21 protein-coding genes are annotated in these 21828 nt (G+C 62.4%); 3 read left to right on the top strand and 18 right to left on the bottom strand.

What is annotated here, in order from left to right; genetic code table 11:
- Window positions 1-69: 69 nt before the first annotated feature.
- The 14 genes from ACZ5KP_RS06110 to ACZ5KP_RS06045 form a co-directional block, all read right to left on the bottom strand.
- Window positions 70-882, bottom strand: a complete 813-nt coding sequence (locus tag ACZ5KP_RS06110; RefSeq protein ID WP_460920972.1) for a DUF6036 family nucleotidyltransferase — start codon at window positions 880-882, stop codon at window positions 70-72.
- Window positions 879-1802: a helix-turn-helix domain-containing protein gene (locus ACZ5KP_RS06105; protein WP_460920970.1), complete on the bottom strand. Its 924-nt coding sequence runs from the start codon at window positions 1800-1802 to the stop codon at window positions 879-881. Before ACZ5KP_RS06105 ends, ACZ5KP_RS06110 begins: the two co-directional genes overlap by 4 nt.
- Before the next feature lie 236 nt (window positions 1803-2038).
- Window positions 2039-2515, bottom strand: a complete 477-nt coding sequence (locus ACZ5KP_RS06100) for a hypothetical protein (RefSeq protein WP_460920968.1) — start codon at window positions 2513-2515, stop codon at window positions 2039-2041.
- A 141-nt stretch (window positions 2516-2656) separates the two neighbouring features.
- Window positions 2657-3442 carry an ABC transporter permease gene (locus tag ACZ5KP_RS06095; RefSeq protein WP_460920966.1) on the bottom strand — a complete coding sequence of 262 codons (786 nt, stop codon included), beginning with the start codon at window positions 3440-3442 and terminating at the stop codon, window positions 2657-2659.
- The gene (locus ACZ5KP_RS06090; RefSeq protein WP_460920964.1) at window positions 3435-4436 is read right to left on the bottom strand and encodes an ABC transporter ATP-binding protein; all 1002 of its coding nucleotides are present in this window, start codon (window positions 4434-4436) and stop codon (window positions 3435-3437) included. The genes ACZ5KP_RS06095 and ACZ5KP_RS06090 overlap by 8 nt, the downstream gene beginning before the upstream one ends.
- Window positions 4437-4568: 132 nt before the next feature.
- On the bottom strand, window positions 4569-5654 hold the full coding sequence (locus ACZ5KP_RS06085; protein ID WP_460920962.1) for a TrmB family transcriptional regulator: 1086 nt from the start codon (window positions 5652-5654) through the stop codon (window positions 4569-4571).
- The gene (locus tag ACZ5KP_RS06080; protein WP_460920960.1) at window positions 5651-6814 is read right to left on the bottom strand and encodes an ABC transporter ATP-binding protein; all 1164 of its coding nucleotides are present in this window, start codon (window positions 6812-6814) and stop codon (window positions 5651-5653) included. The genes ACZ5KP_RS06085 and ACZ5KP_RS06080 overlap by 4 nt, the downstream gene beginning before the upstream one ends.
- A gap of 2 nt (window positions 6815-6816) precedes the next feature.
- Window positions 6817-7941: an ABC transporter ATP-binding protein gene (locus tag ACZ5KP_RS06075; RefSeq protein ID WP_460920958.1), complete on the bottom strand. Its 1125-nt coding sequence runs from the start codon at window positions 7939-7941 to the stop codon at window positions 6817-6819.
- 1 nt (window position 7942) lies between these two features.
- Window positions 7943-8833, bottom strand: coding sequence for a carbohydrate ABC transporter permease (locus tag ACZ5KP_RS06070; RefSeq protein WP_460920956.1), 891 nt, complete (start codon window positions 8831-8833; stop codon window positions 7943-7945).
- Window positions 8830-9735 (bottom strand): carbohydrate ABC transporter permease, encoded by a 906-nt coding sequence (locus tag ACZ5KP_RS06065; RefSeq protein WP_460920954.1) that lies wholly within the window; start codon window positions 9733-9735, stop codon window positions 8830-8832. The genes ACZ5KP_RS06070 and ACZ5KP_RS06065 overlap by 4 nt, the downstream gene beginning before the upstream one ends.
- A 3-nt stretch (window positions 9736-9738) precedes the next feature.
- Window positions 9739-11052 (bottom strand): ABC transporter substrate-binding protein, encoded by a 1314-nt coding sequence (locus ACZ5KP_RS06060; protein ID WP_460920952.1) that lies wholly within the window; start codon window positions 11050-11052, stop codon window positions 9739-9741.
- 81 nt (window positions 11053-11133) lie between these two features.
- Window positions 11134-12669: a sulfatase gene (locus ACZ5KP_RS06055; RefSeq protein ID WP_460920950.1), complete on the bottom strand. Its 1536-nt coding sequence runs from the start codon at window positions 12667-12669 to the stop codon at window positions 11134-11136.
- Entirely contained in the window at window positions 12666-12887 is a 222-nt protein-coding gene (locus ACZ5KP_RS06050; protein WP_460921136.1) for a DUF1450 domain-containing protein, read from the bottom strand. Before ACZ5KP_RS06050 ends, ACZ5KP_RS06055 begins: the two co-directional genes overlap by 4 nt.
- Window positions 12888-12907: 20 nt before the next feature.
- Window positions 12908-13849: a glycoside hydrolase family protein gene (locus ACZ5KP_RS06045; RefSeq protein WP_460920948.1), complete on the bottom strand. Its 942-nt coding sequence runs from the start codon at window positions 13847-13849 to the stop codon at window positions 12908-12910.
- Between the two features lie 421 nt (window positions 13850-14270).
- Here ACZ5KP_RS06045 and ACZ5KP_RS06040 point away from each other — a divergent pair, with 421 nt between their 5' ends.
- Window positions 14271-16247, top strand: coding sequence for an amylo-alpha-1,6-glucosidase (locus tag ACZ5KP_RS06040; RefSeq protein ID WP_460920946.1), 1977 nt, complete (start codon window positions 14271-14273; stop codon window positions 16245-16247).
- A gap of 154 nt (window positions 16248-16401) precedes the next feature.
- Window positions 16402-16764, top strand: coding sequence for a hypothetical protein (locus ACZ5KP_RS06035; RefSeq protein WP_460920944.1), 363 nt, complete (start codon window positions 16402-16404; stop codon window positions 16762-16764).
- Between the two features lie 165 nt (window positions 16765-16929).
- Here ACZ5KP_RS06035 and ACZ5KP_RS06030 read toward each other — a convergent pair whose 3' ends face one another.
- Window positions 16930-17256 carry a hypothetical protein gene (locus ACZ5KP_RS06030; protein WP_460920942.1) on the bottom strand — a complete coding sequence of 109 codons (327 nt, stop codon included), beginning with the start codon at window positions 17254-17256 and terminating at the stop codon, window positions 16930-16932.
- Between the two features lie 186 nt (window positions 17257-17442).
- Between ACZ5KP_RS06030 and ACZ5KP_RS06025 the strand changes: the two genes are divergently transcribed.
- Window positions 17443-17910, top strand: a complete 468-nt coding sequence (locus tag ACZ5KP_RS06025; RefSeq protein ID WP_460920940.1) for a hypothetical protein — start codon at window positions 17443-17445, stop codon at window positions 17908-17910.
- Here ACZ5KP_RS06025 and ACZ5KP_RS06020 read toward each other — a convergent pair.
- Genes ACZ5KP_RS06020 through ACZ5KP_RS06010 form a run of 3 tightly spaced genes read right to left on the bottom strand, consistent with a single transcriptional unit; the run spans window position 17901 to window position 20999 of the window.
- Window positions 17901-20039, bottom strand: a complete 2139-nt coding sequence (locus tag ACZ5KP_RS06020) for a type B DNA-directed DNA polymerase (protein ID WP_460920938.1) — start codon at window positions 20037-20039, stop codon at window positions 17901-17903. The two genes, ACZ5KP_RS06025 and ACZ5KP_RS06020, sit on opposite strands and share 10 nt — an antisense overlap.
- Window positions 20040-20315 carry a DUF8156 family protein gene (locus ACZ5KP_RS06015; protein ID WP_460920936.1) on the bottom strand — a complete coding sequence of 92 codons (276 nt, stop codon included), beginning with the start codon at window positions 20313-20315 and terminating at the stop codon, window positions 20040-20042.
- Window positions 20316-20318: 3 nt separating this feature from the next.
- Window positions 20319-20999 (bottom strand): P-loop NTPase family protein, encoded by a 681-nt coding sequence (locus ACZ5KP_RS06010; protein ID WP_460920934.1) that lies wholly within the window; start codon window positions 20997-20999, stop codon window positions 20319-20321.
- Window positions 21000-21828 lie beyond the last annotated feature (829 nt).

Below are 21828 nucleotides of genomic sequence, written 5' to 3'. Positions count from 1 at the left end.
GCTTGTGACCGTGAATCCGCGCCTTGCTACTGTCCGTTCTTCTCGGGCAACGCGGACTCTCACCGATCCTCAGATCTCCATCGATTGGCGTTCGACTCGGTCGTCGATCGTTTTGACCGCGTCTTTCCTTTCGAGACGTTTCACGACGTCTCTCACCGCCGTTTCAGTACGATCGAGTTCCCGTTGCAGCTCAGTCACCGACTTCGGTCCGTCGAGAGCGTGAAGCACTTCGAGTTCCTCGTAGACCCGTCCGGTAATCTCCGCCACGGGGTCGTGCAGCGGGGTCGTCACGTTGTGTTGCTCGGTGAGATTGGCCAACGCCTCGTTGACGTACGTCACGAACAGCTCTCGATCCAGTAGTTCGATCTGCGTCGCGAGTTCGGCTTCGACAACGTCGAAATCCAGGCCGGTTTGCACCAACGAAGCCATGTCCTCGACGTCGTCCACCCGGCCGGCGACCGCTTTGAACAGGAAGATATCTTCGGGACTCACGAGTTCGACCACGAGATTCCCCGAGTCGAGATATCGTTCGCTTCGCGTTCGCATCGACGGGGACAGCACGAGTTTGTCGACTACCTGTTGGTTGAAGATATCGATACGACAGCCTTCGTCGTTCTCGAGGATCCGCTGGGCACCGAGCTCGTCGTACACCTCGCCTGGTTCCCGAACGATATCGTATCCATGCTCGAGGAGGACAGTCCGGAGCTGATTGAGTTTTTCACCGGACGAGACGACGAGATCGATGTCCTTGGTCGTGTTTTTGAGTCCGCGGAACGCCATCGCTCCACCGCCGATCAGGGAGACGGTCAGCGGTTCGTCGAGGTGCTCCCCGATGCGCTCGAGCTCCGACCGTATGTACGACTCGTCGAACCGGGGTCTCATACCGGTACCCCGTACTCGTTGGCCAGTTTCTGGAACTCGTCCCACTCCGGAAGTCGATCCGTTCGCCGTTCGCCGTCGGTGTCGAGATACGTACACAGTTCGTCGACGAGGATTCTGACGCCGTACCTGTCGGCCTGACTACGGAGCTTTTCGCGGTCGATATCGACGTGGCTGAGCAGAAGCAGACAGTACGACAGTGCCCGCGTCCCCGAATCGATCACGAGCATGTGACAACACAGTGCCTCCGGCGAGAGGTCGCTGGTCGTCTCCGAATAGAGATAGTATCGGCGATCACGCACCAGAAGTGGCACGTCGTATCGCTGGAACTGATCCGGCCCCGTTCGAATGAAGGTCTCGTCGGCGATATCGGTCCCAGTCTGTACCAGAAACTCGTCGAGATCTTCCCAAAGAATGGTATACGCGTCGGTCAGTTCTTCGACGGTATTTCGGTGTCCATGGTGGGCAAGTTCGCGGGCGAACGCGTGTAGTTGTTCGAAATCCTCGTTCAGCGCGTAGTTGTCGTCGTCCGTCTGGTACACGATTCCCCGATGCTGAAGCGGAGCAAGCGCACGGTGGACGGTGCTCCGATGGACGCCGGTTCGGTCGGCGAGATCGGCTGTAGCTCGTGGCGTGTCGAGATAGTAGCATACCCTGAGCGCCGACCCTGCCAACAGCTCCGGCCAGTCGATGTGTGTATACTGCTGTGTGAGGGCCGTGAGCAACTCCAGTGCCTTTGCGTCAGACAGTTGGAGCAGCTTCCGCTTCCCCTCTCGCTGCGTCGCAACGAGGCCAGCCGTTTCGAGCCGTTCGACGAGTTCCGACGTGAAGCTGGGGCTCCGATCCAGATTGGTCGCGAGGTCGGAGACCGTCTGCTCACCCTGGAGGGTCGTCAGAACGTGTAGCTCGCCTTGGGTGAGCATTCTGTTGCACAATAACGAACCAATGTATAAATAACCTCGCTATTTTGCAACGAATTGGGTTGCTTCGGTGGACGACTGGAGTCGGTAGCGGCTTCACGTGGCTCGCCAACGTGCTGCTGCCGGTGGGAGCGCGCGACCGGCGAGTGCAGCGAGTTGGTATCGACCAGCCGTTCGATCGGGTAGATTCTCCCTCACTGTACGAGGGCCGCGCAGAGGATCTGACCGGCCGCGCCTGGCTACTCGTCGGCACTGGCGTCGGCGAACTCGATCGGCTTCTCGAACTCTTTCTGTACCTCGTCGGTGACGCCGTTGGTGTAGGGCACGTCGATGATGATCTCGTAGTTCGTCGCCGACCGCAGCTGCTCTCGGTCGGTCTCGGTGTTGACGAACAGCGTATCGAACTCCTCGGTCGACTGCCCCGACATCGAGATGGTCCGGTAGGCCTCCGCGACCATCTCCTCGCCGTCGTAGACGTAACAGGTCAGGTCGCCGAGTTCGAACCCCGCGTCGCGAGTGTTCCGGATCGTCACGAACAGCGTCGGGCCGATCTCGGGGGCTTCGAAGTGGTGGCGGACGAGCGAGACGCCGCCACCGGCGGAGCCAACCTCGATGGGCTCCTGTTTCGAGCCACCACCGTCACCGTCGGACCCGATGCAGCCGGCGACCCCGACGAGTCCGATCCCCGCGACCAGTTCCCGACGTGACGGCGTCATGCGCGATGGTGAGCACGACGGAATTGAAGAATCTGCTGGTAGCTGGCCGTCAGTTTTCGTTTTGTGAGCTGACGCCAGCAGCAACCGTTGGAACTGGGGTTCGGAGCGCGAGAGAAGCGACGGAATCCCGTTGCTTCTGGCTCAGGGCGCGTCCACGCGCCGGAAGCGGACGATTGCGATCGCGAGTGCGATCGCCGCGATCAGACAGAGCGCGGCGACGCCGACGAGGTCGTACTCGCCGTCGACCATGATCTCGGTGGGGTCGTAGTAGCGCATCGGGCTCACGGCGCCGATCCACGCTCGCTCGGCAACGACGGAGAGGGAGTCCAGCAGGTAGAGTGCGAACACGACGGCGATCGCACCGCGCTGGGCGAGGTCGCCGTCGAGCACGAGCACCGACGTCGCGACGCCGATCGCCCCGCAGGCGAGGAGGAAGGGGATCGAGAGCGCGTGGACGGCGAGCAGTGCGACCGGGTCGATCGACTCGCCGAGCGCGAGCACGCCGGCGAACACGACCGGCGGGACGACGAGATTGGGCACGATCACGACCGGCAGCAGGGAGGCCGCCTTCTCCGCGAGGATCCGCGTTCGAGACAGCGGCAGCGAGAGGAGCACGTCCAGCCGATCCTCGTCGGCGTCGCCGGCGACGACGCCAGCGCCGAGGTAGGCGACGTACAGCGGGAGCAGGAGCACCCAGACGAACTGGTAGATCTCCACGGCGAGAAACCCCTCGATGGTGCCCATCGCCGCGATGTTGAACAGCTCCTGGAAGATCGCCGGCATCGCCTCGGTGTACTCCTCGACGTCGATCTGCTCGACGGACGGGAAGAAGGAGGTGAAGAGGAGGGCGAACGCGGCGATCCCGATCGAGAGGTAGAGCGAGCCCTTCAGCCGGCGCCGCGCCTCGAAGCGCGCGATCTCAGGCATCGGCATCGACCTCCCGATCGCGGCCGTCGGCCGATCGTCCCGGCGTCGCTGCCGCGTCGGTCTCCTCGCCGTAGAAGTGCAGGAAGACGTCCTCGAGAGGCGGCTCCGCGATCTCCAGGTCCTCGATGGACTCGATGCTCGCGAGGTGATCGAGCAGTCGCTCGTAATCCCCGCCGTAGGTGAACTGGACCTCCCCGTCGTGGACGGTCCGCTCGACGACGCCCTCGAGGTCCCTGCCGATCGCGGCCGGATCGCCGCCGGTCCGCACGCGGACGCGCTTGCCGCCGCGATCGAGGAGTTCGTCGACGGGCTCGACGGTCGCGAGGCGGCCACCGCGCAGGATCCCGACGCGGTCACACACCTGCCGGACCTCCCCGAGCACGTGTGAGGAGAAGAACACCGTCGTGCCCTGGTCGGCCTCCTCGCGGACGAACGCGTTGAAGTGGGACTGCTTCAGCGGGTCGAGGCCGCCGGTCGGCTCGTCGAGCACGACGAGGTCGGGGTCGTGCATGAACGCCCGGACGATCCCGAGCATCCGTCGGTTCCCCGTGGAGTACTCGCCGATCTCGCGATCCAGTGGCGGATCGAACAGCTCCAGGAGCTCGTCGCGTCGTTCGTCGCCGAGGATCCGCGCCTGGTGATCGAGGTAGCGTCGGCCGGTGACGTTCTCGGGAAACCCCATGACGGACGGCAAGAAGCCGACGTCCGCTCTCGCTTCGCGGAGGGCGGTCGGATCCGTGACGTCCGCTCCGAGGAGCTCGGCGTGGCCGCTCGTCGGCGAGAGGAATCCCAGTAGCGTACGGATCGTCGTCGTCTTCCCCGCGCCGTTCGGACCGAGATAGCCGAAGATCTCGCCCTCCTCGACCGTGAGGGAGACGTCCTCGATCCCCACGACGGGACCGCTCTCGCCGTCGGATCGGTCGCGCCACGGCAGCGAGAGCCGCCGCTTCGCTCCGTAGCGCTTGGTCAGGTTCTCGGTCCGGATCGCTGCCATTGGAGGCAGTGTCGGCCGCTCCCGAGAAAAGTGTTCGTGGGGGTCGGCATCCGAGGTAGTCAGTACGAAGACGCTATTCTCTGACTGAGTCCGCGACCGCGATGATGGCCGGTGTAATCACCGACGCCAGAGCTATTGTTCGCTTCGCGAAATCTCGAGCCCTTCGGTGGCGATGTCCTCGACCGCCGCTTTCCACCCTCCTACCGAGTATCGCTCGCCGTCGACGTCGATGAGAAGCGTCGCTTTCACCGGCACCGAAACTTTGTAATCCGCGTCGATGGGCCCTTCGAGTTCGTAATCGACGACTGTGCCGGTCCAACTTCCGCCGACGCGGGACTCGGTTTCGTGCCCCACGACGTGGGCCTCCAGCGGTTCGTCGTTGTCGAATGCGGCCTGAAGGTCGACGATCGCCCGCCACGGATCCAGATATCGTCGGGGGAGGATTTGTGACTCCTGTACGGTGCGTGACGACGTCCAGATCTGCTCGTAGTACTGCTGAAACTGCAACACCAGGTTCTGGTTCGTGACGACGTGATACGAACGATCGTCACTCGTCGGGATCTCGCCGCTGTAGACGCCATAGGAACGGTCACTGGCGACGAGCAGGTCGGATAGCTGTCTGGAGCGTACGAGGAGGTCGTCCGGGTAATCCTCTGCCGTCACGCTGGCACCCACGTCGGACGTTGTGGCGACGAGTCTAACCGTGACGCCGCGATCGAGGGCGTCCAGTATCTCGTCTTCGAGCTCTGCGTACCGTTCGGGCGTCAGCGAGAGCGCGATCCACCATTCGGCCTGTTCGATCGCCTGACGCATGTGCCGATTTGCCGACTCGCTGTGGCTCAACACCGTCACGGAGCCGGCAGTCGCTTGCTCCCGTTCGTGGGTCTTCTCGAGTTCACTCGAGACGTAGTCGACCGTCTCCGCGAACTCTCCCACGTGGCGCTCCTTGTACGCGTCGAGGGCCACGTCGGGCGCCGGCGCCCCAACGGTCTTCCCGCCGCTCTTCTCGTGTACCTCGACCAGCCCCATCTCACTGAGGTCGTCGATGACGTCGTAAATTCGGGCCTGGGGAACGCCAGACTCTTCGACGATTTTCGACGGGCGCGCTTCACCGAGTTCGACCGCTGCAACGTAGGATCGGGACTGGTACTCGGTGAGGCCGAGATCCTGTAGCTGCTCTGCGAGGTGTTCTACGTCCAGATTGTGTCCTTCGCTCATCTGTTGGCACTCCGTGATTCGGCGCCGTCGCGCTCGCTCTGGGACGTATCCGGCGCCGCTCGGGTCTCGGTCGGATCGGGCGGCGATCGGATCGCGTCACCAGTGTCCATGTCGAACAGGTGAATCTGGGCGGGTGGGAAGTTAAGCCCTACACTATCGCCCTGTCGCGGACGGGCGTTGGCGGGAACAACACAGGTGACGGTTCGACCGCCGACCTCGACCTGGACGAAGCTGTCGTTCCCCTGGTATTCTACGTGGCCGATGGTTCCGGTAGTGGTGCCGTTGTCCGGCTCGTCGAGTAAGGCTAGGTCTTCCGGCCGAATGCCGAGTTGCACCGGACGATCGATTGCTTGGACGCCATCTGCCAACCTGACGAGCTCGTGGCCGTCGAGCAGGCAGCTCGTCTCACCGTCGCGACGTTCGATGTTTACGCCGAGGAAGTTCATCGGCGGGCTGCCCAAGAACGACGCGACGAATCGATTATCGGGCCGATCGTACGTCGCCTCGGGCGTCCCAATCTGCTGGAGTTCGCCGTCGTTCATCACCGCCAGGCGATCACCCATCGTCATCGCTTCCTTCTGATCGTGCGTCACGTAGATCGTCGTTACGCCGAGCTCCTGTTGAATCCGCTGTAGCTCCGTTCGCATCTGTGAACGCAGTTTCGCGTCGAGGCTTGACAGCGGTTCGTCGAGGAGGAACACGTCGGGATCGCGGACCAGGGCACGACCGAGGGCGACGCGCTGCTTCTGACCGCCTGAAAGCGCCGATATCTCTCGATTGAGCAGTTCGCTGATGTCGAACATTTCCGCGATCTCTTCGACCTTGTCTACGCGGTCGGCCTTCGACAGTGAGCTCGAGTGTTTGAGCCCGTACCCGATGTTCTCCCGAACGTTCATCGTCCGGTAGAGTGCGTAGTTCTGGAATACCATCGCGATCGACCGATCGCTCGGGGATCGTCGGGTGACGTCCTCTCCACCGATGGTAATCTTCCCGCTCGTCGGTCGTTCCAGCCCGGCGATCATTCGCAGCGTCGTCGACTTCCCACAGCCCGACGGTCCGACGAGGACGAGCAGATCGCCGTCGGCCGCGAGGGAGAGATCCGACACGGCGGTCTCCGACCCGAACTCCTTGGTGACGTTTTCGAGGCGAAGTTCGACCACGATTACAACACCTCCCCCTCGGCGTCGAACGCGGTCAATCGCTCAAGATCGACGACGAACTCGGCACGATCGCCCTCCGTTACGTCGCGGGGGAGTGTTCGGAGTCGAGCGGTCAACTCGAGGCCGTGACCGGCGAGCTGTACCTCGTAGGCCCGTCCGACCGGTTCGACGAGTTCGACAGTCAGCGGTACTGGATCGGACGGCCGTTCCACCTCGACGCGATCGCCGGCCGACGGCGCCCCCTGCGTCGTCGGGTAGACGTACTCGGGGCGAATTCCGAGTGTCGACGGTGTCCCTGTCGCGATCGCAGGAACGTCGATCCCCGCCTGGCGCACGTCGTCCGGGTCGCAGAAGTTCATCGGTGGGTCACCGATGAACGAGGCCACGAACTCGTTCGCGGGGCGTTCGTAGACGTCCTCTGGTGTGCCGACCTGTTCGATCCGTCCGTCGTTCATGACTGCAATTCTATCTGCGATACTCATGGCCTCCTCTTGGTCGTGCGTGACGTAGATTGTCGTGAGGTCGAGGCGCTGTTGGAGTTGCCGAAGCTCTGTGCGGGTTTCGACCCGCAGCTTGGCGTCGAGATTGCTCAACGGTTCGTCCATACACAACAAGTGTGGCTGTCGAACGAGTGCTCGCCCGACGGCCACCCGCTGGCGCTGGCCTCCGCTTAGCTCCGCTGGCCGCGTGTCGAGGTGGCCCTCCATCTCGAGTAGCTCGGCAATTTCCTCGACGCGTTCCGTCGCATCCTCGCCGCCGACGTCGGCTTTCCGCAGTGGGAACTTTAGGTTCCCCCGCACCGTCTTGTGAGGATACAGCGCGTAGCTCTGGAACACCATCGCGACGTCGCGACGCTGTGGTGCCTGCCGCGTAACGTCCTCGTCGTCGAACCGGATGACCCCGTCGGTCACGTATTCGAGGCCAGCGATCGATCGGAGTGTCGTCGTTTTCCCACAGCCCGACGGTCCGAGCAACACCAGCAACTCTCCCGGCTCGACGCGAAGGTCGAGATCGGAGACGGCGACTACATCGTCGTACTCCTTTCTGAGCCCCTCGATTTCGACTGCTCCCGCCGTCGAGGACTCCGGCTGTGACGAGCGCCGGGCCGTGGCGTGTTGTTCAGTCATGCTATCCCTCCACCGCGCCAGCGGTCAACCCTTCGACCATGTACTTCTCGAGATAGAGGAACATTACGATGATCGGCAGCGTCGTGATGATCGATGCAGCCATGATCTCTCCCCAGACGTTCTGGAACGCGCTGTCAAGCGCCTCGATTCCGATCGGGAGCGTGTACAACGAGTCCGATTGCAGGAACACGCTCGCGAACAGGTACTCGTTCCATGCGATCTTGAAGGAGAAGAGGAAGGCCGCAACGAGCACCGGGAGACTTACCGGTACGATGACGCGAACGATCGTTTCGATTCGGGAGTACCCGTCGATGAAGGCTGCCTCTTCGATCTCGACGGGAATCGACCGGAAGTAGTTCCAGAGGATGTACAGCGTCAGCGGGAGCGTCTTGACGGTGTAGGTGATGTAGAGACTGGTCCGCGTGTCGACGAGGTCGAACCTGACCAGTAGCTGGAACAGCGGAACTACCAGTGTGATCGCCGCGAGCATATACACTACGATGATTCCTCGGCGAATCAACGTGCTCCCCGGATAGTCGAGGCGCGTGAAGCTGTACGCTCCGAGGATACTGACGACGAGTGCGATCACGGACGTCACGAGGGCGACCGAGAGGCTGTTCCAGAAGTACGTCTGGATTGGGAAGGATCCGCTCCCGAAGAGGACTTCGTAATGCTCGAGCGTGAACGACTCCGGGATCACGCCTCGATCCCGTGAGTACAGCGAATCGTTTGTCGAGACGCTCGTGATGAACATCACGTAGAAGGGGTACAGCGAGAACAAGAGCGTCAGAGCGGTCGCGATGTAAAACCCGATTCGGCTGAGCAACGACGACCGACGGTGGCCGTCGAGCAACACCCGAAAGCCGTTCGTCACGTTCTCTCGCACCGTCATAGTTCGTCCTCCCCCACGAAGCGCATGTAGACGGCGACCATGACGAGCTGGAACAGGAACAGCATGACCGCGATCGCTGCACCGAGCCCCTGATCGTACGTCGAGAACGCCGACTGGTAGGCGTAGATCGGGAGCGTTTCCAGGTTTCTGGTCAGTAGCCAGACCGGCTCGAACGCGTTGAACTCCCAGACGAACCGGAGCAAGATCGCAATCAGGATCGTCCCCTTCAGCTCGGGGAGAATGATGTCCTTGAACTGCGCGAATCGACCGGCACCGTCGATCGTGGCTGCTTCGTACATGCTCTGTGGGATCGCCTGTAGACGGGCGATAAACAGCAAGAATGCGAACGGGAAGTTCCGCCAGACGTCGAAGAGGATCGCCATCTGCAATGCGTGTTCTCTGGACTGCAGGAGCCCGACGTCACTATCGTAGATGCCGAGCCACGCGAGGAGATCCGGGAGGTTCCCCCACAGCGGATCGAGCATGAACTGCCAGGCGAACGCCACCGCGATGATCGGGGTGACGTGCGGGAGAAGCACAAGGCCTCGAGCCAGTCGCCTGCCGCGGAACGTTCGATCGAACAGGAGTGCAACACCGAGACCGACCGCAGTCGCGAGGAGTGAACTGGCTACCGTGAACACGACCGTGTTGTACGCAGCGTCCCAGAACCGGTCGCTGTTGACGAGCATCTCGTAGTTTTCCAGGCCCACCCAAGTCGGGGACTGATCGGGGTTGAGGGGGACCTCGGTAAAGCCGAGGTAGACGTTGTACGCGAGCGGGTACAAAATGACCGCGCCGATGAGGAGCAGCGACGGCAACACCAGCAGGTAGCCCAGCAACACCTCGCGCCGGCGCGGATCGATTCGCTCGATCCGGTCTCTGACGAACGTGGTCGACGACATTCCCTAGATCACGTTCCGCATCTCTTCGGCCTGCTCCTGCGCGACGGTCTGGGGGTCGTCCCCTTGGACCGCGACTCGGTTCACGGCGCCTTCGACGAGCGCTGCGCTCGCGATGTCACCGAACGCCGGCACCTGCGTCCCGTCGACGAGGTCGAATCGCTCCATGTTGTCCATCGCAGCGGTGAACTGCGAGATGGTGTCTCCCCAGGCGGAGAGGATCTCGTTGTCCTGGTACTGCTCGGTCTCCGTCACGGACTGGCGTGCCGGAACCATTCCACCGGGCGCCGCGTGTGCCCAGGAAATGTAGGCGTCGCCGGACGTGACGTGGGAGACGAGGTCCTGTGCGGATTCACGCTTGGCCTCCGAGCTTTCGAAGATCGGGTGTCCGAGGACCTGGCCGTACGTGGACTGTCGGGTGTTCTCCATGTAGGATGCGAACCCGGTGTCTTGGGCCATCTCCTCGCCGACGTTGTTGAGAATGTGCCGGAGAATGTTCGTCGACCACAGCGTCATGTGGATCTCCTCGTTCTCATAGAGCTGTCGGGTGTCGTCGAACGTTATCGCGCCAGGTGTGTACTGACTGAGGTCCTGCACGTACTCCAGCGCTTCGACGACCTCGGGCTCGTCGAAGACGACCTCGCCGTCGGCGTTGACGACCAGCCCACCGTTCGCGCGGGCGATCTGGGTGAAACACTGGCGGGCGTAGGCGTCTTGCTGGGTCCCGAACCCCATCCCGTACGTACCGTTGTCCGGGTCGTGGAACGTCTCCGCGGCTTCGAGGATCGCATCCCAGGTGAGTGGGTCGTCGAGCCCCTCCTCCTCGAACGCGCTCTTACGATACCAGACGCCCTGAACCCACGATGTCGACGGGACGGCGTAGTAACCGCCGTCGGGATCGCTCACGAAGTTGAGCGTCGCGTCGCGGAAGTCGTCTTCGCCGAGCTCTTCGACGACGGCCGTAGCACTCTCCGTCGACACCGCGCCATCGTTCCCGAGGCGCTGGATGTCCTGCACCGCGAGCAGGGCCGTCTCTGGCAGCGAATCAGAGGCGATCGCTGTCTGGATCTCTGTCCCGATGTCGTTGTTGTCGACGAAGTTCGTCTCGACATCGACGCCCGACTCTTCTTCGAACGACGCGATCGTCGGTTCGATCGCGGAGCGGCGGTCTTCGGAGTTGTGGATGCTCCAGTATTCGATGGAGTCGCCCCCACCGTCACCGCCGCCACCGCCGATACACCCTGCAAGGCCGCCGGCAAGTGCGGCGGCGCTTCCCAGTACTGTACGCCGTGGCAGTTGTCTATTGTGGGACGTTCCCATAGATAACCAATGTCTAACGGGGCACCTTAAAGATTTGGGAGACAACTATTCTGCGTAGTTGTTCGTAAGCAACGCCAGTTCTCAATCGGCTCCTGGGGGTGTAGCGAGGCTAAATCGGGTGAATTCGGCGGCTGGGACCGAGAGGTCGTCCAGCCGAGAGGCGAGCAACTCCCGCATCCGTTCCGCGTGTTCCGGTGCGGTCGATTGTAGATCGCGCTCTTGTGCTGGATCCGCGTCCGTGTCGAACAGCATCGTTCCAGCCTGCCGGGAGATACTCGGCGCCTCGTATCGCCACACTGGTCGTTTCGCGTAGGGTAGTCTGGTCGTGGCTGGCTCTACCGGCGGATCTGGCGGCTGGAACACGGCGCGAGGATTCGACTGGAACGTGGATCTGACGACCGCTGGGTGGGTCTCGTCGCACTGTCGGTGATAGGTGTACTGTCCGTCAGTGACGTTGACGTCCGATCCCCAGATACCGTAGATCGCTGCGTCCCGGATAGCGGTTGATTCCCGCTCGAGGAGGGGCAATATCGACCGGCCGTGTGGACCGTCCGTCTCGCCGTCTAGCAGAGCTGCGATCGTCGGATGCAGATCTACTGCACTCGTGAGCGCGTCGACTCGACCCACGGAGTCGCTGTAGGTGGGATGCCACACGAGCAACGGTGTGTGCGCCAGCGTGTCGTACAACGGTCCGTCGGCCTTTCCGAGCCACCCGTGATCCCCCAGCGAGAACCCGTGATCGGCGGTGACGATCACGACGGTTTCTGACCAGGCATCTCGCGCGTCGAGCTCGTCACGAAGTCGGCCGAACCACTCGTCGACCATCGTGACCTTGCCCGCGAACTGGGCCTCGAGGAACGCCAACTCCCGGTCGGCGAGTGCTGCCTGGCCAGCGTCGGTCCGCCCCCAGTGCGGCCAGACCGGTAACTCGGGATCGAGGGGGTCCTCGTCGGTGTACATCGACGCGTACGGCTCCGGACAGTGGAACGGCTCGTGTACATCGAAGCTATCGACGAAGCAGAACCAGTCGTCCCACGTCTGGTTGGCTTCGATCCACTCGGCCGCTCTCGAGAACACCTTGGGTGCGAAGAAATCGGTTTCCGTCTCTGGGTCAAAATCGGCGACGTTCCGAGCATACTGCGCCCGATGCATGTAGGAAAGCTCCTCGGGATCAGTCGCGCGGATCTGGGCGGCGAACGACTCGTCGATCGTTCTCGGTGCCGTCCGCCACGCGTCGTGTTCGTGTCCTCGAACGAATTCGAACCCGTTGAAGTCCTCGTAGTAGCCAGATGCGCCGTGCTGGAAGTAGTGGTAGTGATCGGTCACGAGTCCTGCCACGGTCCCGTTCGACCGGGCGATGCGGGGCAGCGTGTCGTCGAACGGCTCGATCGGGCCCCACCCTCGCCAGGGGAACTCGCGAGTCCCTGTCAGCCACTCTCGTCGAGCCGGCATACAGAACAGGCTTCCGGCGTAATGGGAATCGAACACCGTCGCCCGATCGGCGAATCGGTCCAGATTCGGCGTCTCGACTGCATAGTCGTACTCAAACGGCCGGTCCCGGTACGTGGTGAGAAAGTCCCGACGGAGACTATCGATCGAGACGAGCAGGACGTTCACTCCGGATCACCTATCGTGTGGGCGTCGATGAACCGGTCACACGCCGCTCCCTCGACTGGCTCTCCGTCCACGACCAGGAACGCCGATCGGAAGCATCGCCCACATCGGTCGAGACAGCAAACGCCACGCGTGGGCACGTCGGCTGCGTCGAGTGTCGCTCGGCGTCGTGCCGAGACGTTCGCGAGACAGTACTCGACGTAGGGTCGACTCCCGTCCACGTCGACTAGTGTGTCCCCAGTCACGATCGGAACCGCTGTTCTGTGAGTCGCTGGTTGTACAGTGCGAACGAACCGTCCTCACGGGCCACCTCGAAGAATACCTCCCAGCCGTCCCCGGTTGGTAGCACGTCCATGTATCTACACGTCGCGAAGTTCTGCGGTGCGAGCCGGTGATCTGCGACCGGTGCCGAGGCGACTGGCCCGTGAGGAGAAGTGTCATCGAACGTCTGCAAATCCGGCGAGATGGCAAGCCCCGTTCGAAGGTTCCAGGTACTCCCGTAGTCCGTGCGCCCGGATCCGTCGTAGAATACGTACCAGACAGGAGCGTCTGGCGCGGGGAGGACGCAAGAAACCCTGGTTCGTTCATCGTGCCAGAACTGGCTGTGGAGAATGGGCTCCGCTCGTCGCTCCCAGGTCTCGCCGTCGATACTCGTCGCGAGGTGTGCCCGCGTGTTGTCCCCGTCGCTCCCCGCGTAGAACATGTAGAACTTCCCGCCGGTCGTGATTACGTAGGGATCCTTGACCGTCGATCGATCGGTGTGGCCGCTCTCGGGACGGAGCACGTCGCGAGCCGTCGCGGGATCGAAAGCAGTCGGATCGCCGACGTCGGCTAGTTTCTGGACGTGCCAGCAGTTCCGGTGAGCGTCGACCGGGAGGTAGAGTTTGAGCTCCCCTGAGTCCGGGTCGGTCGTCAACGCGGGGCGTTCGATGCTCGTAACGTCTAGTGCTGCCGCAGTGATGCGGACTCGCTCCGTGTACGTATTCGCTGCCTCACGCTCGTAGATCGCGATCGCGTGCCCGCGGTCGTTGGGGTTCCGCTCGCGAACGGCGAGGTAGATCGTCCCCTTGTGGCGGTGAACGCACGGTGCGCCCACCCAGTTTCCTTCCCCGCGGTCGGCGGGCTCCATGATCATCGAGGCGTCTCCAGCGTCCAGCGGCGGTGGCGTGGCATAGTTCGCCATGGCCGACGATTCGGTGCCACCCAGATATAGATTGCGTACCACCATTTTAAGTTGTTGTAGTCTGAAGCATGCTGTAGCGGGACGATCCCGCTTCTCTCCCCACTTGCGGCGGCTTGGCCGATTGTGAAGTGCCGTCGTTGATCAACTCGAAGGCCACTTTTTCGGGATAACGGCGACTCAGCGTCCGAACTCGCACGCACTGTGTAGAGAATCCGTGCCCGTGTCGTTCGCGCAATCGCCCGAAGGGATGGGATCCGTTCGACGCCACCGCTCCGGTGAACAATACAACTACTGTCGGTGGAGGTATACAAAGTATTATATTGGAGGTCTCACTCGATGGAGATAGTAATGCGTCGGGCACCGCATCGAACCTCCCGAATCACCGAGACCGGATCTGAAATCGCCTTTGGACAGACTACCTATGGCGCCTAACGTATCGCTCGTCGACGGGTACTCACTCCTGTACACGACGAGAGACGGCGTCGAACCGGCACAGGGCGGACTCTACCGACGAGATACTCGTTTCTTGACCGGGATCGACGTCACCGTCGACGACGGCTCGTTCAGCGCGATCGGCGAGGAACTTCTCGCACCGAACCGGCAGCTCGTCCGGTACGCAGACGGCTTCTCGACCGTCAACGAGATCTCCGAGTCCGGCGAGGACAAACGTACCTCCGTCGTCCTCGAACGCGATCGACGGGTGAGTCGAGAGGGCACCCTCACGGACGAGATCGCGATCGTCAACCACTCGAGCACCCCTGTCCACAACGGGCTGCGCCTGGACTTCGACGCAGACTTCGCCGACCTGTTCGAGATCCGCGGCGTGAACGGTCGGATCGACCGCAACGTCGAAGCGGCTACCGACGGCAGCTCCATCACGTACGAGTACGGGTACGAGGCTCCAGATGGCACCCCAGTTCGCTACCGAACCACAATTGCCTTCGACCCTGTCCCGGACGAGCTCGTGGCTGGCCACGCCGACTTCCAGTTCGAACTCGACGGGCAGGAACGGGCCGCCGTCACCGCCACCGTGACGACCGCGATCGACGACCCTTCCCGGCCACGGTCGTCCACGTCTTCGCCCCCAAACGTTCCCGTTATCGAGAGCGAGGTCGACGAGTACGCCGAAACGTTTGCGCAAGCCGCCGCCGATCTCGAAGCCCTCACCGCCGACTCCCCGCACGGACCGGTTCTGCTCGCCGGCGCACCCTGGTTCGCCACCGTGTTCGGACGAGATTCCCTCCTTACGGCCTATCAAGTTCTCCCCGCGGCTCCGGAACTCGCTATGGGTGTCCTCTCCTATCTCGCCGACCACCAGGCGACCGATGTGGACCCGTCCCGGCGCGCCGAGCCCGGGAAGATCTTCCACGAGATTCGGCACGGAGAGCTCGCCAGACGAGGCGAGATCGACTACGACCCTTTCTACGGAACGATCGACGCGACGGCGCTCTGGATCGTCCTCCTCGACGAGACCGTCCGGTGGACCGGCAACGAGGCACTCGCGGAGCGGCTTGCACCGGCACTCGACGCTGCCGTCGAGTGGGTTACCGGTGCGATGGACGCCGTTTCCGACGATCCGTTCGTCTATTACGACGCCACGGACGACGACTCGCTCACGCATACCGCGTGGAAGGACTCCGATATGAGTGTCCAGTTTGCCGACGGAACCGAAGCAACGCCGCCACTCGCCAGCGCCGAAGTGCAGGGATACGTCTACGACGCGCTTCAGCGCGGCGCTACTCTGTTCCGAACCGTACGAGACGATCCCGACAGGGCGTCCCACCTCGAGGCGAGAGCAGCTACGCTCCGCGATCGGTTCAACGAGGCATTCTGGCTCCCGGAACGGTCCTATTACGCGGCAGCCTTGACCGGTGATGGTCGGCGAGTCGACACTTCCACGTCTAATGTCGGGCAGTGCCTCTGGTCGGGAATCGTCGATCCCGACCGGGCCGACGCCGTCGTCGATCGGCTCTTCTCCGAGGCGCTGTACTCCGGCTGGGGTGTCCGATCGATGTCGGCCGCGGACGCCGGGTACAGCCCCGTCTCCTACCATATCGGTAGCGTCTGGCCCCACGACAACTCCCTCATCGCGCTCGGCCTCGCACGGTATGGCTACCACGACCGCGTCGAACAGCTATCCAAAGACGTGCTCGGTGCTGCGGGAACCTTCACTGACAACCGCATGCCCGAGGTGTTCTGTGGGTTCTCCGATGCGACGACTCCCGTCCGATATCCCGCTTCGTGTGAACCCCAGGCCTGGGGCGCTGGAACGCCATACGCTCTGGTCCGGGCACTCACGGGAATGGTTTCGCCAGAAACGGACGTTCCCCGGTCGCCGGACGGCGAGTTCGGGCTGACACCAGCAGCTCTCGAGAAGTTCGAATCTCAGGGGCAGTAACGTCACGATAGCTTCCGATTCTTTGGCGATCGTCGTTCGCGGTGGCCTGCAGGATGTCTGGGCCGCTCGGTTCTCAGAATCTCCCCGTGGAACAGCAACGTAGTGGTGGATCAGACGATTACCTTCTTTACGAGCCGATCGGAACCACTCGATTATGTCTGGGGCAGAAGCGAAGAAGGTCGAGCGATTCACCGAGCGCGTCGCGGAGGAGACTGACTACGACATTTGGGTCGATCCGACACTGGGCGACGACCTCGGCTGGTTCATGGTGGACACCGAGATCGAGCTTCAGGGCGAGCCCTTCGATGCGGAAGTGGATTTCAACCTGTCCGAATCGGACGTCTCGCTGCTCTACGCCGAGATCACCATCGACCCGAGCGACGAGGGGCGGCGCAAAATTCTCGAAGAGGAGGCGGATCCTCTCGAGCCCACACTATACGACTACTATCCGGACGAATCCGAGGTCGAGGAGGTCGTCGAAGAGCTTCGTAGGGTCCACTCTGAAATCTACGGCTGAGTTGGACGGGTACTGTGATCATTGTTCCCTGCGCCAGTGACGACGTCCAATACGGCCGATAAAGTCCTCACACCCCGTTCGAGCCGCCTCGGTGGAAAGGGTGAATCAGTGTCATCGTACTTCGGTTGCCGCTTCGACCGACGGTTCCTGGGTTCGACACCGCCATCAGGCATCGTTGTGCTCGACTTCGACGATCTCGACGTCGTGACGTTTCATGTCGGGCTGCTGCTGAGTGTTCATCCGATGACTGTCGCGCTTGCCTTTTGCCGCACTCCGGGCGGCACCGGCATCCCAGTCGCGTTCTGGCCAGTGACTTGGTCCGTCTTTCGGATCGCGATCCCACGATTTCCCGCAGGTGTTGCACTTCACTCTATAGATCACGTCCTCACGAGGCTCGTCTGTCATCGTGGCCCGTTTCTGCTTCCTATCTTCGGTTTTTTCGCCGGTCCCGTTGGAATGCACGTTTCGTGCTTCGTCGAAGACGGCGACCAAATTAGTTCCTCTTGTGAGTATCGAATTACTCGAAGCAGAATGGCCAAGGGTGCTATTACCCAATATTGGGTATTTAGAGTACGTCTGTCGGTCATTCTCCATCTGATAAAGTCCGTGGCTATGTACTGAAATCCCCCCAGACCGCTGGGTCGCTTTATTATGAAGGGGTGTCAAACCAGGCCTAAGATGCAGTCCGACTATGCGAAATTTGCAATTGAGGGGAACCCAGTACTGGCGTTCTGGACGGTCGCATGCTTCTCTTACCTCTATTATTCGAATTCCTGGTTTGGGTACGGCATTGGTATTTTCCTGGCGGCAGTGGCATCCAGTATTACGTACTACGAATTAGAGCAACTCATCGATCAAATAGAGAATGCCAGCCGGAGATCCAGTGTTGGCCGTAACAGCGGAAACTCGCCTCGGGAGCAGGCTAAGGATATGTTCAAGAACGTCGTGTTCAACGGTGGCCTCCCATCAGGAGGAATTTGGATGGCTGCTAACGGGCTTCTGGGTCTAATCGGCCTAGGATTTCTCATCCACCTTCTGTTGCAGGGAGTCAACAATATCATCCCGCTCTTCCTGTTCGTAATTCCGGTTATTTGGTTGACCTCTATTGTCTGGAGAGCCTTCCGGAAATTTCACGATCAAGAATAAGCCGACAGACTCCCGTCTTTCCTACTCACCAGATACCCCTCCATTTCGTCTGCACGCCACCCCAGCGGCGACACTACGCTCTCGGCCGCCCTGACCAGCTGCTCCCGGTAGAACGCAACGTCGTAGCCCTCGCCGTCTTCGTGGCGCAGACGGACGCGTTCGCGTGACTCGGCGTCGTCGTCCACGACGACGTACTCGACGTCCTGGCCGGGTGCACGGTCCATCCCGGACGCCTCCACGCGTTCCAGGGCGGCCACAGTCAGGGTATAGCTACTGTAGTCCCCGACGTCCTTCGAGGTTCGATTCTTCACGAGCAGTTGGTCATCGGGCACGTCCCCCCGCTCGAGGCGCTCGATCCACGCAGAGAGCACCCGACAGACGGCCTCCGGCGTGCGCTCCTCGTCGAAGGCCTGGATCATGGCCTCTTGCGCTTGTGCGACGAACTCCGGCGTCGAGCGCTGGCGGACCTCGACGCCGCGGAACTTGTACTCGTCCTCGTGATCGGGTGGATCGGCACGCTTTCCGAAGTACTTCGTCAGCGCGCCGGCGTCGCTGCTCCGCATCGGGACGAACGCGATCCACTCGAATGCGGACTCGTACTCGAGCTCGATATCGACGTCGGCGGAGATCTCGGCGGCGAGCTCGTGGAGATCCGCCTGTTCTTCGCCCTCGCGTGGCGTGACCCACAGACTGTCGACGATGCCGTGGACGAGCCGCCAGCCGCCGGCCTCGAGGCATTCCTTGGCGTCGAGGAGTATCTTGCGGGCGTAGGCGTTGATCGCCTCGTGGCACTCGATGCGACCAAACTTCGCGTTCGAGAACCCCTGGTAGCCGAAACAGGAGACGAGGATCCACTTGATCGCGGAGGATTTTCCCTCGAGGGCGGCACGTCGTTCTGGGTCGTCGCACTCGCGGATCTCCGCTTTGATGTCGGCGCGGTCGTCGATCAGCGGGTGGAGGACGTCCGCGAGATAGCCGTCCTCCTCGCAGATGGAGTAGCCGAGGCCGGGCACGTCGTCGCTGTCGTGGCAGTTACACCGGATGACGTCGGGCGAGACGTTGTACTGGCAGATGATGTTGGGGTAGAGCGACGCGAAGTCGAGCTCGTGGACAGCCTCGTGCACGCCAACGTCTGGTGCGAAGGTGTGGCCGCCGCGATCGGCCTCGTGGAGCTGGTCCATTCGCTTGCAGAACTCGTGGCGCCAGGAGTTCCAGGGCACGAGCACGTCGTGGCGCATCGCCTCCCGGATCTGCATGGCGGTGAGGACGTTGCCCATCGACGCCCAGGCGAGCTCCTGGATGGGTTTCCAGGACCGACCGACGAGATCGACACAGCCCGCCAGCCCGGCCTCGTGGTGGAAGAAGCTGTTCGACCGATCGACGATCGCCCGGCCGGGGACGGAGTAGCGCGCCGGTGAGTGGCCGACGCGGCCGTAGCTCTCGAACGTCGACTCGCCGGCGAGTTGCGTGAACCCCGGGCGCCGGCCGAGGTGGAACTCCTCGCCGGCGGCCTCGGCCGTCGCGTCGAGCTCCGGGACGAGCTCGGCCGTCGAGAGTACGAGCAGGTCCGGATCGATTCGCCGAAGCGCCGCGCGAACGCCACGGACGACGGCCGTCGCCGAGTCGTCGATCGTCTCCTCGACGTCCGCACCGTCGGGGCGATCGCCCTCGAGAGCGACGGTCGTGATCGGGCCGTCGACGAGTTCGGTCTCGGGCACGTCGATCGCGAGCCTCGACAGATCCACAGTTGGCGCCGGATCGATGCCCCGTTCCAGGCAGTACCGGAACTGCGGCGAGAGGTCGACGTTGAAACACCGGTAGGCACCGGGTGGCCCTTCGGCGCGGACGCGGTGGGCGACGTCGGTCACGGCGTCGACGCGATCGACGTCGACGGCGAGCAACTCCTCGTGATCGTGGCGGAAGCCCGGTCGCCAGGACTCGATCCGGCGATCGACGACGCGGGGGTCCGGTGCGAGGAGTTCGTCCACCTCGTCCAGTGTGACGTCGTCGCCGTGGGCCTGTACGTAGAACGTCGGCGACCAGTGGTCGATCCGCTGGACGGTCGCGCCGCCCTCGGTGGCGGTCCACTCCAAAACGTGATCGTCCCGGAAGTCGAAGGTGTAGGGCATCTAGTTTCCGTGCTCGTCGAGGCGGGCTTCGAGTTCGTCGACGCGCTCGGCCAGTGTGGCCCGCTCGCGCTCCTGGGCGAGGAGCATCGACAGCAGGATGGCCGGCATCGGGTCGGTCGGGTTCTGGTTGCCCGCGGCGTCGGCGTACCGGCGCGCGTGCTCGAAGAGCCGCTGGAAGTGTTCGCGGTCGTTCCGTCGGAGCGCCCGCTCGAAGTCGTCCCACTCACCCTCGATCGACCGGAGCGTGTCGCGATACGTGGCGTTCGTTCGTCCCACGAGTTACCCCTCCATCGAGATGGTTGGCTCGACTGGTTCGAGGGCACCCTCCGGAGCGCGGGCGTCGAGGATGCGCCGCCAGTACGCGAGCGTGGTTTGGAGCAGGCCGTCGCCGACGGGGTAGACCAGCGTCTCGAAGTCTTCGGCCTCGAACCGCGGCCCCTGCTCGGTGTGCTCACACCGGATGGTGTCCGCGGCGGCGTTCGCGATCGGGGCCGACAGCGCGTCGTCGCGACGCCGTGTGACCAGTACTGGGCACGCTGCTTCCCGAGCGATACCGGCCAGACGGGCGATCGCACGAACGAGCATCGTCGCTCCTTCGTCACCGCGGAGGCCGTCCTCGCGATACGGCGCGTCCAACGCCGGCGCGACCACCAGCGCGAGCCGGTCCTCGGTGGCGAGCTGCCGGGCGCGGTCGACCAGGCGCTCGACGATCGCGTAGTGCTGGAACGCGGTGAAGCCACGTGCCACGTCGATCCGTTCGAGGATGCGCGGGCTGGGTGCGACGTCTGCCAACCGACGAGTGCGGGCCTGGCGGCCGGCGTCCGCCCAGAGCGCACGCTTCCCGTCGGTGAGCACCTGGTCGGCGACCAGTGCCGGGAGAGCGCCGCCGGGCTCGGCGTCGAGTAGCTGGATGCCCGCCGAGAGATCGGGGAGTTCCGGGATCGAAGAGTGGGCTACCATTTGCATCCCACTGGAACAGTTCTGCGGGGGATATAGCGAGTCCTGAAGCCCGGTGGAAGTGAAGGTGGGGATCGTTTATTCGAACCTTTGCCCTAGTTTAGACGCTCGAATTCGTGCGCTTGAGCCACTAATCCCGTTTTACGCTTCTGATGGGAACTCCAGGAAATGTTTTCGAAACTACCCAATCAGGGTTCGACCGCACCCCGTCCCGAGTGGTCGTATCTTTCCCCGCACTGAGTATTGAGTCGGTTGATCGAACCGGCGGGTACTAACTACCGATTGCGAGTTCTGGGCAAACGACGTAGCTGCTGCAATTCGAAGCAGTACGTTGTGGCCGCGCTCGTAGATGAGTTCAAGGTGAACTCTTCGATAACCCTCCTCGTATCTGAGTGCTGAATCAGCTACTCAGTATGAGTGTGGAGCTAGTGCCCCGCCCAGAGGATGTAGACGTGAAACGAGATCCCGATCACTGTTACTAACAGCGACAGGAGAAAGAGCCAGCCAAGTGGTTCTGACAAGTGGTTCGGCGAAAACAGATACGCGATCGTATTTCTATTCGAGTAGGCCCAGGCCGAGTCAAAAATAGTCGCGCTCGTATACAGGACGAACCAAAGTACTCCCAGGGCTGTAGGCCATTCGAGTCGTTCTTGCCACCGCCTCACTGTAGCTCCGTCAGGCATATTCCGCTTTACGGACGTCAGAAGGTAATACCTGGGCCTCCTGGGCGGCGGGATATCGACCCTCGTCGGCGGACATCATTTCGACTTGGTCGAGATTCCGCTTGAGTCGCTGTTCGTCGATTCGCTTTTCGCGCGGTCATTTCATCGAG

It is taken from the genome of Salinarchaeum chitinilyticum (assembly GCF_055390775.1).
This window is presented reverse-complemented; position numbering and strand designations above follow the sequence as displayed.

Bases quoted from the DNA above. Each gene is read 5' to 3' on its own strand.
- ACZ5KP_RS06110 (WP_460920972.1), bottom strand. From the start codon at position 882: ATGAGACCCCGGTTCGACGAGTCGTACATACGGTCGGAGCTCGAGCGC.
- ACZ5KP_RS06105 (WP_460920970.1), bottom strand. From the start codon at position 1,802: ATGCTCACCCAAGGCGAGCTACACGTTCTGACGACCCTCCAGGGTGAG.
- ACZ5KP_RS06100 (WP_460920968.1), bottom strand. From the start codon at position 2,515: ATGACGCCGTCACGTCGGGAACTGGTCGCGGGGATCGGACTCGTCGGG.
- ACZ5KP_RS06095 (WP_460920966.1), bottom strand. From the start codon at position 3,442: ATGCCTGAGATCGCGCGCTTCGAGGCGCGGCGCCGGCTGAAGGGCTCG.
- ACZ5KP_RS06090 (WP_460920964.1), bottom strand. From the start codon at position 4,436: ATGGCAGCGATCCGGACCGAGAACCTGACCAAGCGCTACGGAGCGAAG.
- ACZ5KP_RS06085 (WP_460920962.1), bottom strand. From the start codon at position 5,654: ATGAGCGAAGGACACAATCTGGACGTAGAACACCTCGCAGAGCAGCTA.
- ACZ5KP_RS06075 (WP_460920958.1), bottom strand. From the start codon at position 7,941: ATGACTGAACAACACGCCACGGCCCGGCGCTCGTCACAGCCGGAGTCC.
- ACZ5KP_RS06070 (WP_460920956.1), bottom strand. From the start codon at position 8,833: ATGACGGTGCGAGAGAACGTGACGAACGGCTTTCGGGTGTTGCTCGAC.
- ACZ5KP_RS06065 (WP_460920954.1), bottom strand. From the start codon at position 9,735: ATGTCGTCGACCACGTTCGTCAGAGACCGGATCGAGCGAATCGATCCG.
- ACZ5KP_RS06060 (WP_460920952.1), bottom strand. From the start codon at position 11,052: ATGGGAACGTCCCACAATAGACAACTGCCACGGCGTACAGTACTGGGA.
- ACZ5KP_RS06045 (WP_460920948.1), bottom strand. From the start codon at position 13,849: ATGGCGAACTATGCCACGCCACCGCCGCTGGACGCTGGAGACGCCTCG.
- ACZ5KP_RS06040 (WP_460920946.1), top strand. From the start codon at position 14,271: ATGGCGCCTAACGTATCGCTCGTCGACGGGTACTCACTCCTGTACACG.
- ACZ5KP_RS06035 (WP_460920944.1), top strand. From the start codon at position 16,402: ATGTCTGGGGCAGAAGCGAAGAAGGTCGAGCGATTCACCGAGCGCGTC.
- ACZ5KP_RS06025 (WP_460920940.1), top strand. From the start codon at position 17,443: ATGCAGTCCGACTATGCGAAATTTGCAATTGAGGGGAACCCAGTACTG.
- ACZ5KP_RS06020 (WP_460920938.1), bottom strand. From the start codon at position 20,039: ATGCCCTACACCTTCGACTTCCGGGACGATCACGTTTTGGAGTGGACC.
- ACZ5KP_RS06010 (WP_460920934.1), bottom strand. From the start codon at position 20,999: ATGGTAGCCCACTCTTCGATCCCGGAACTCCCCGATCTCTCGGCGGGC.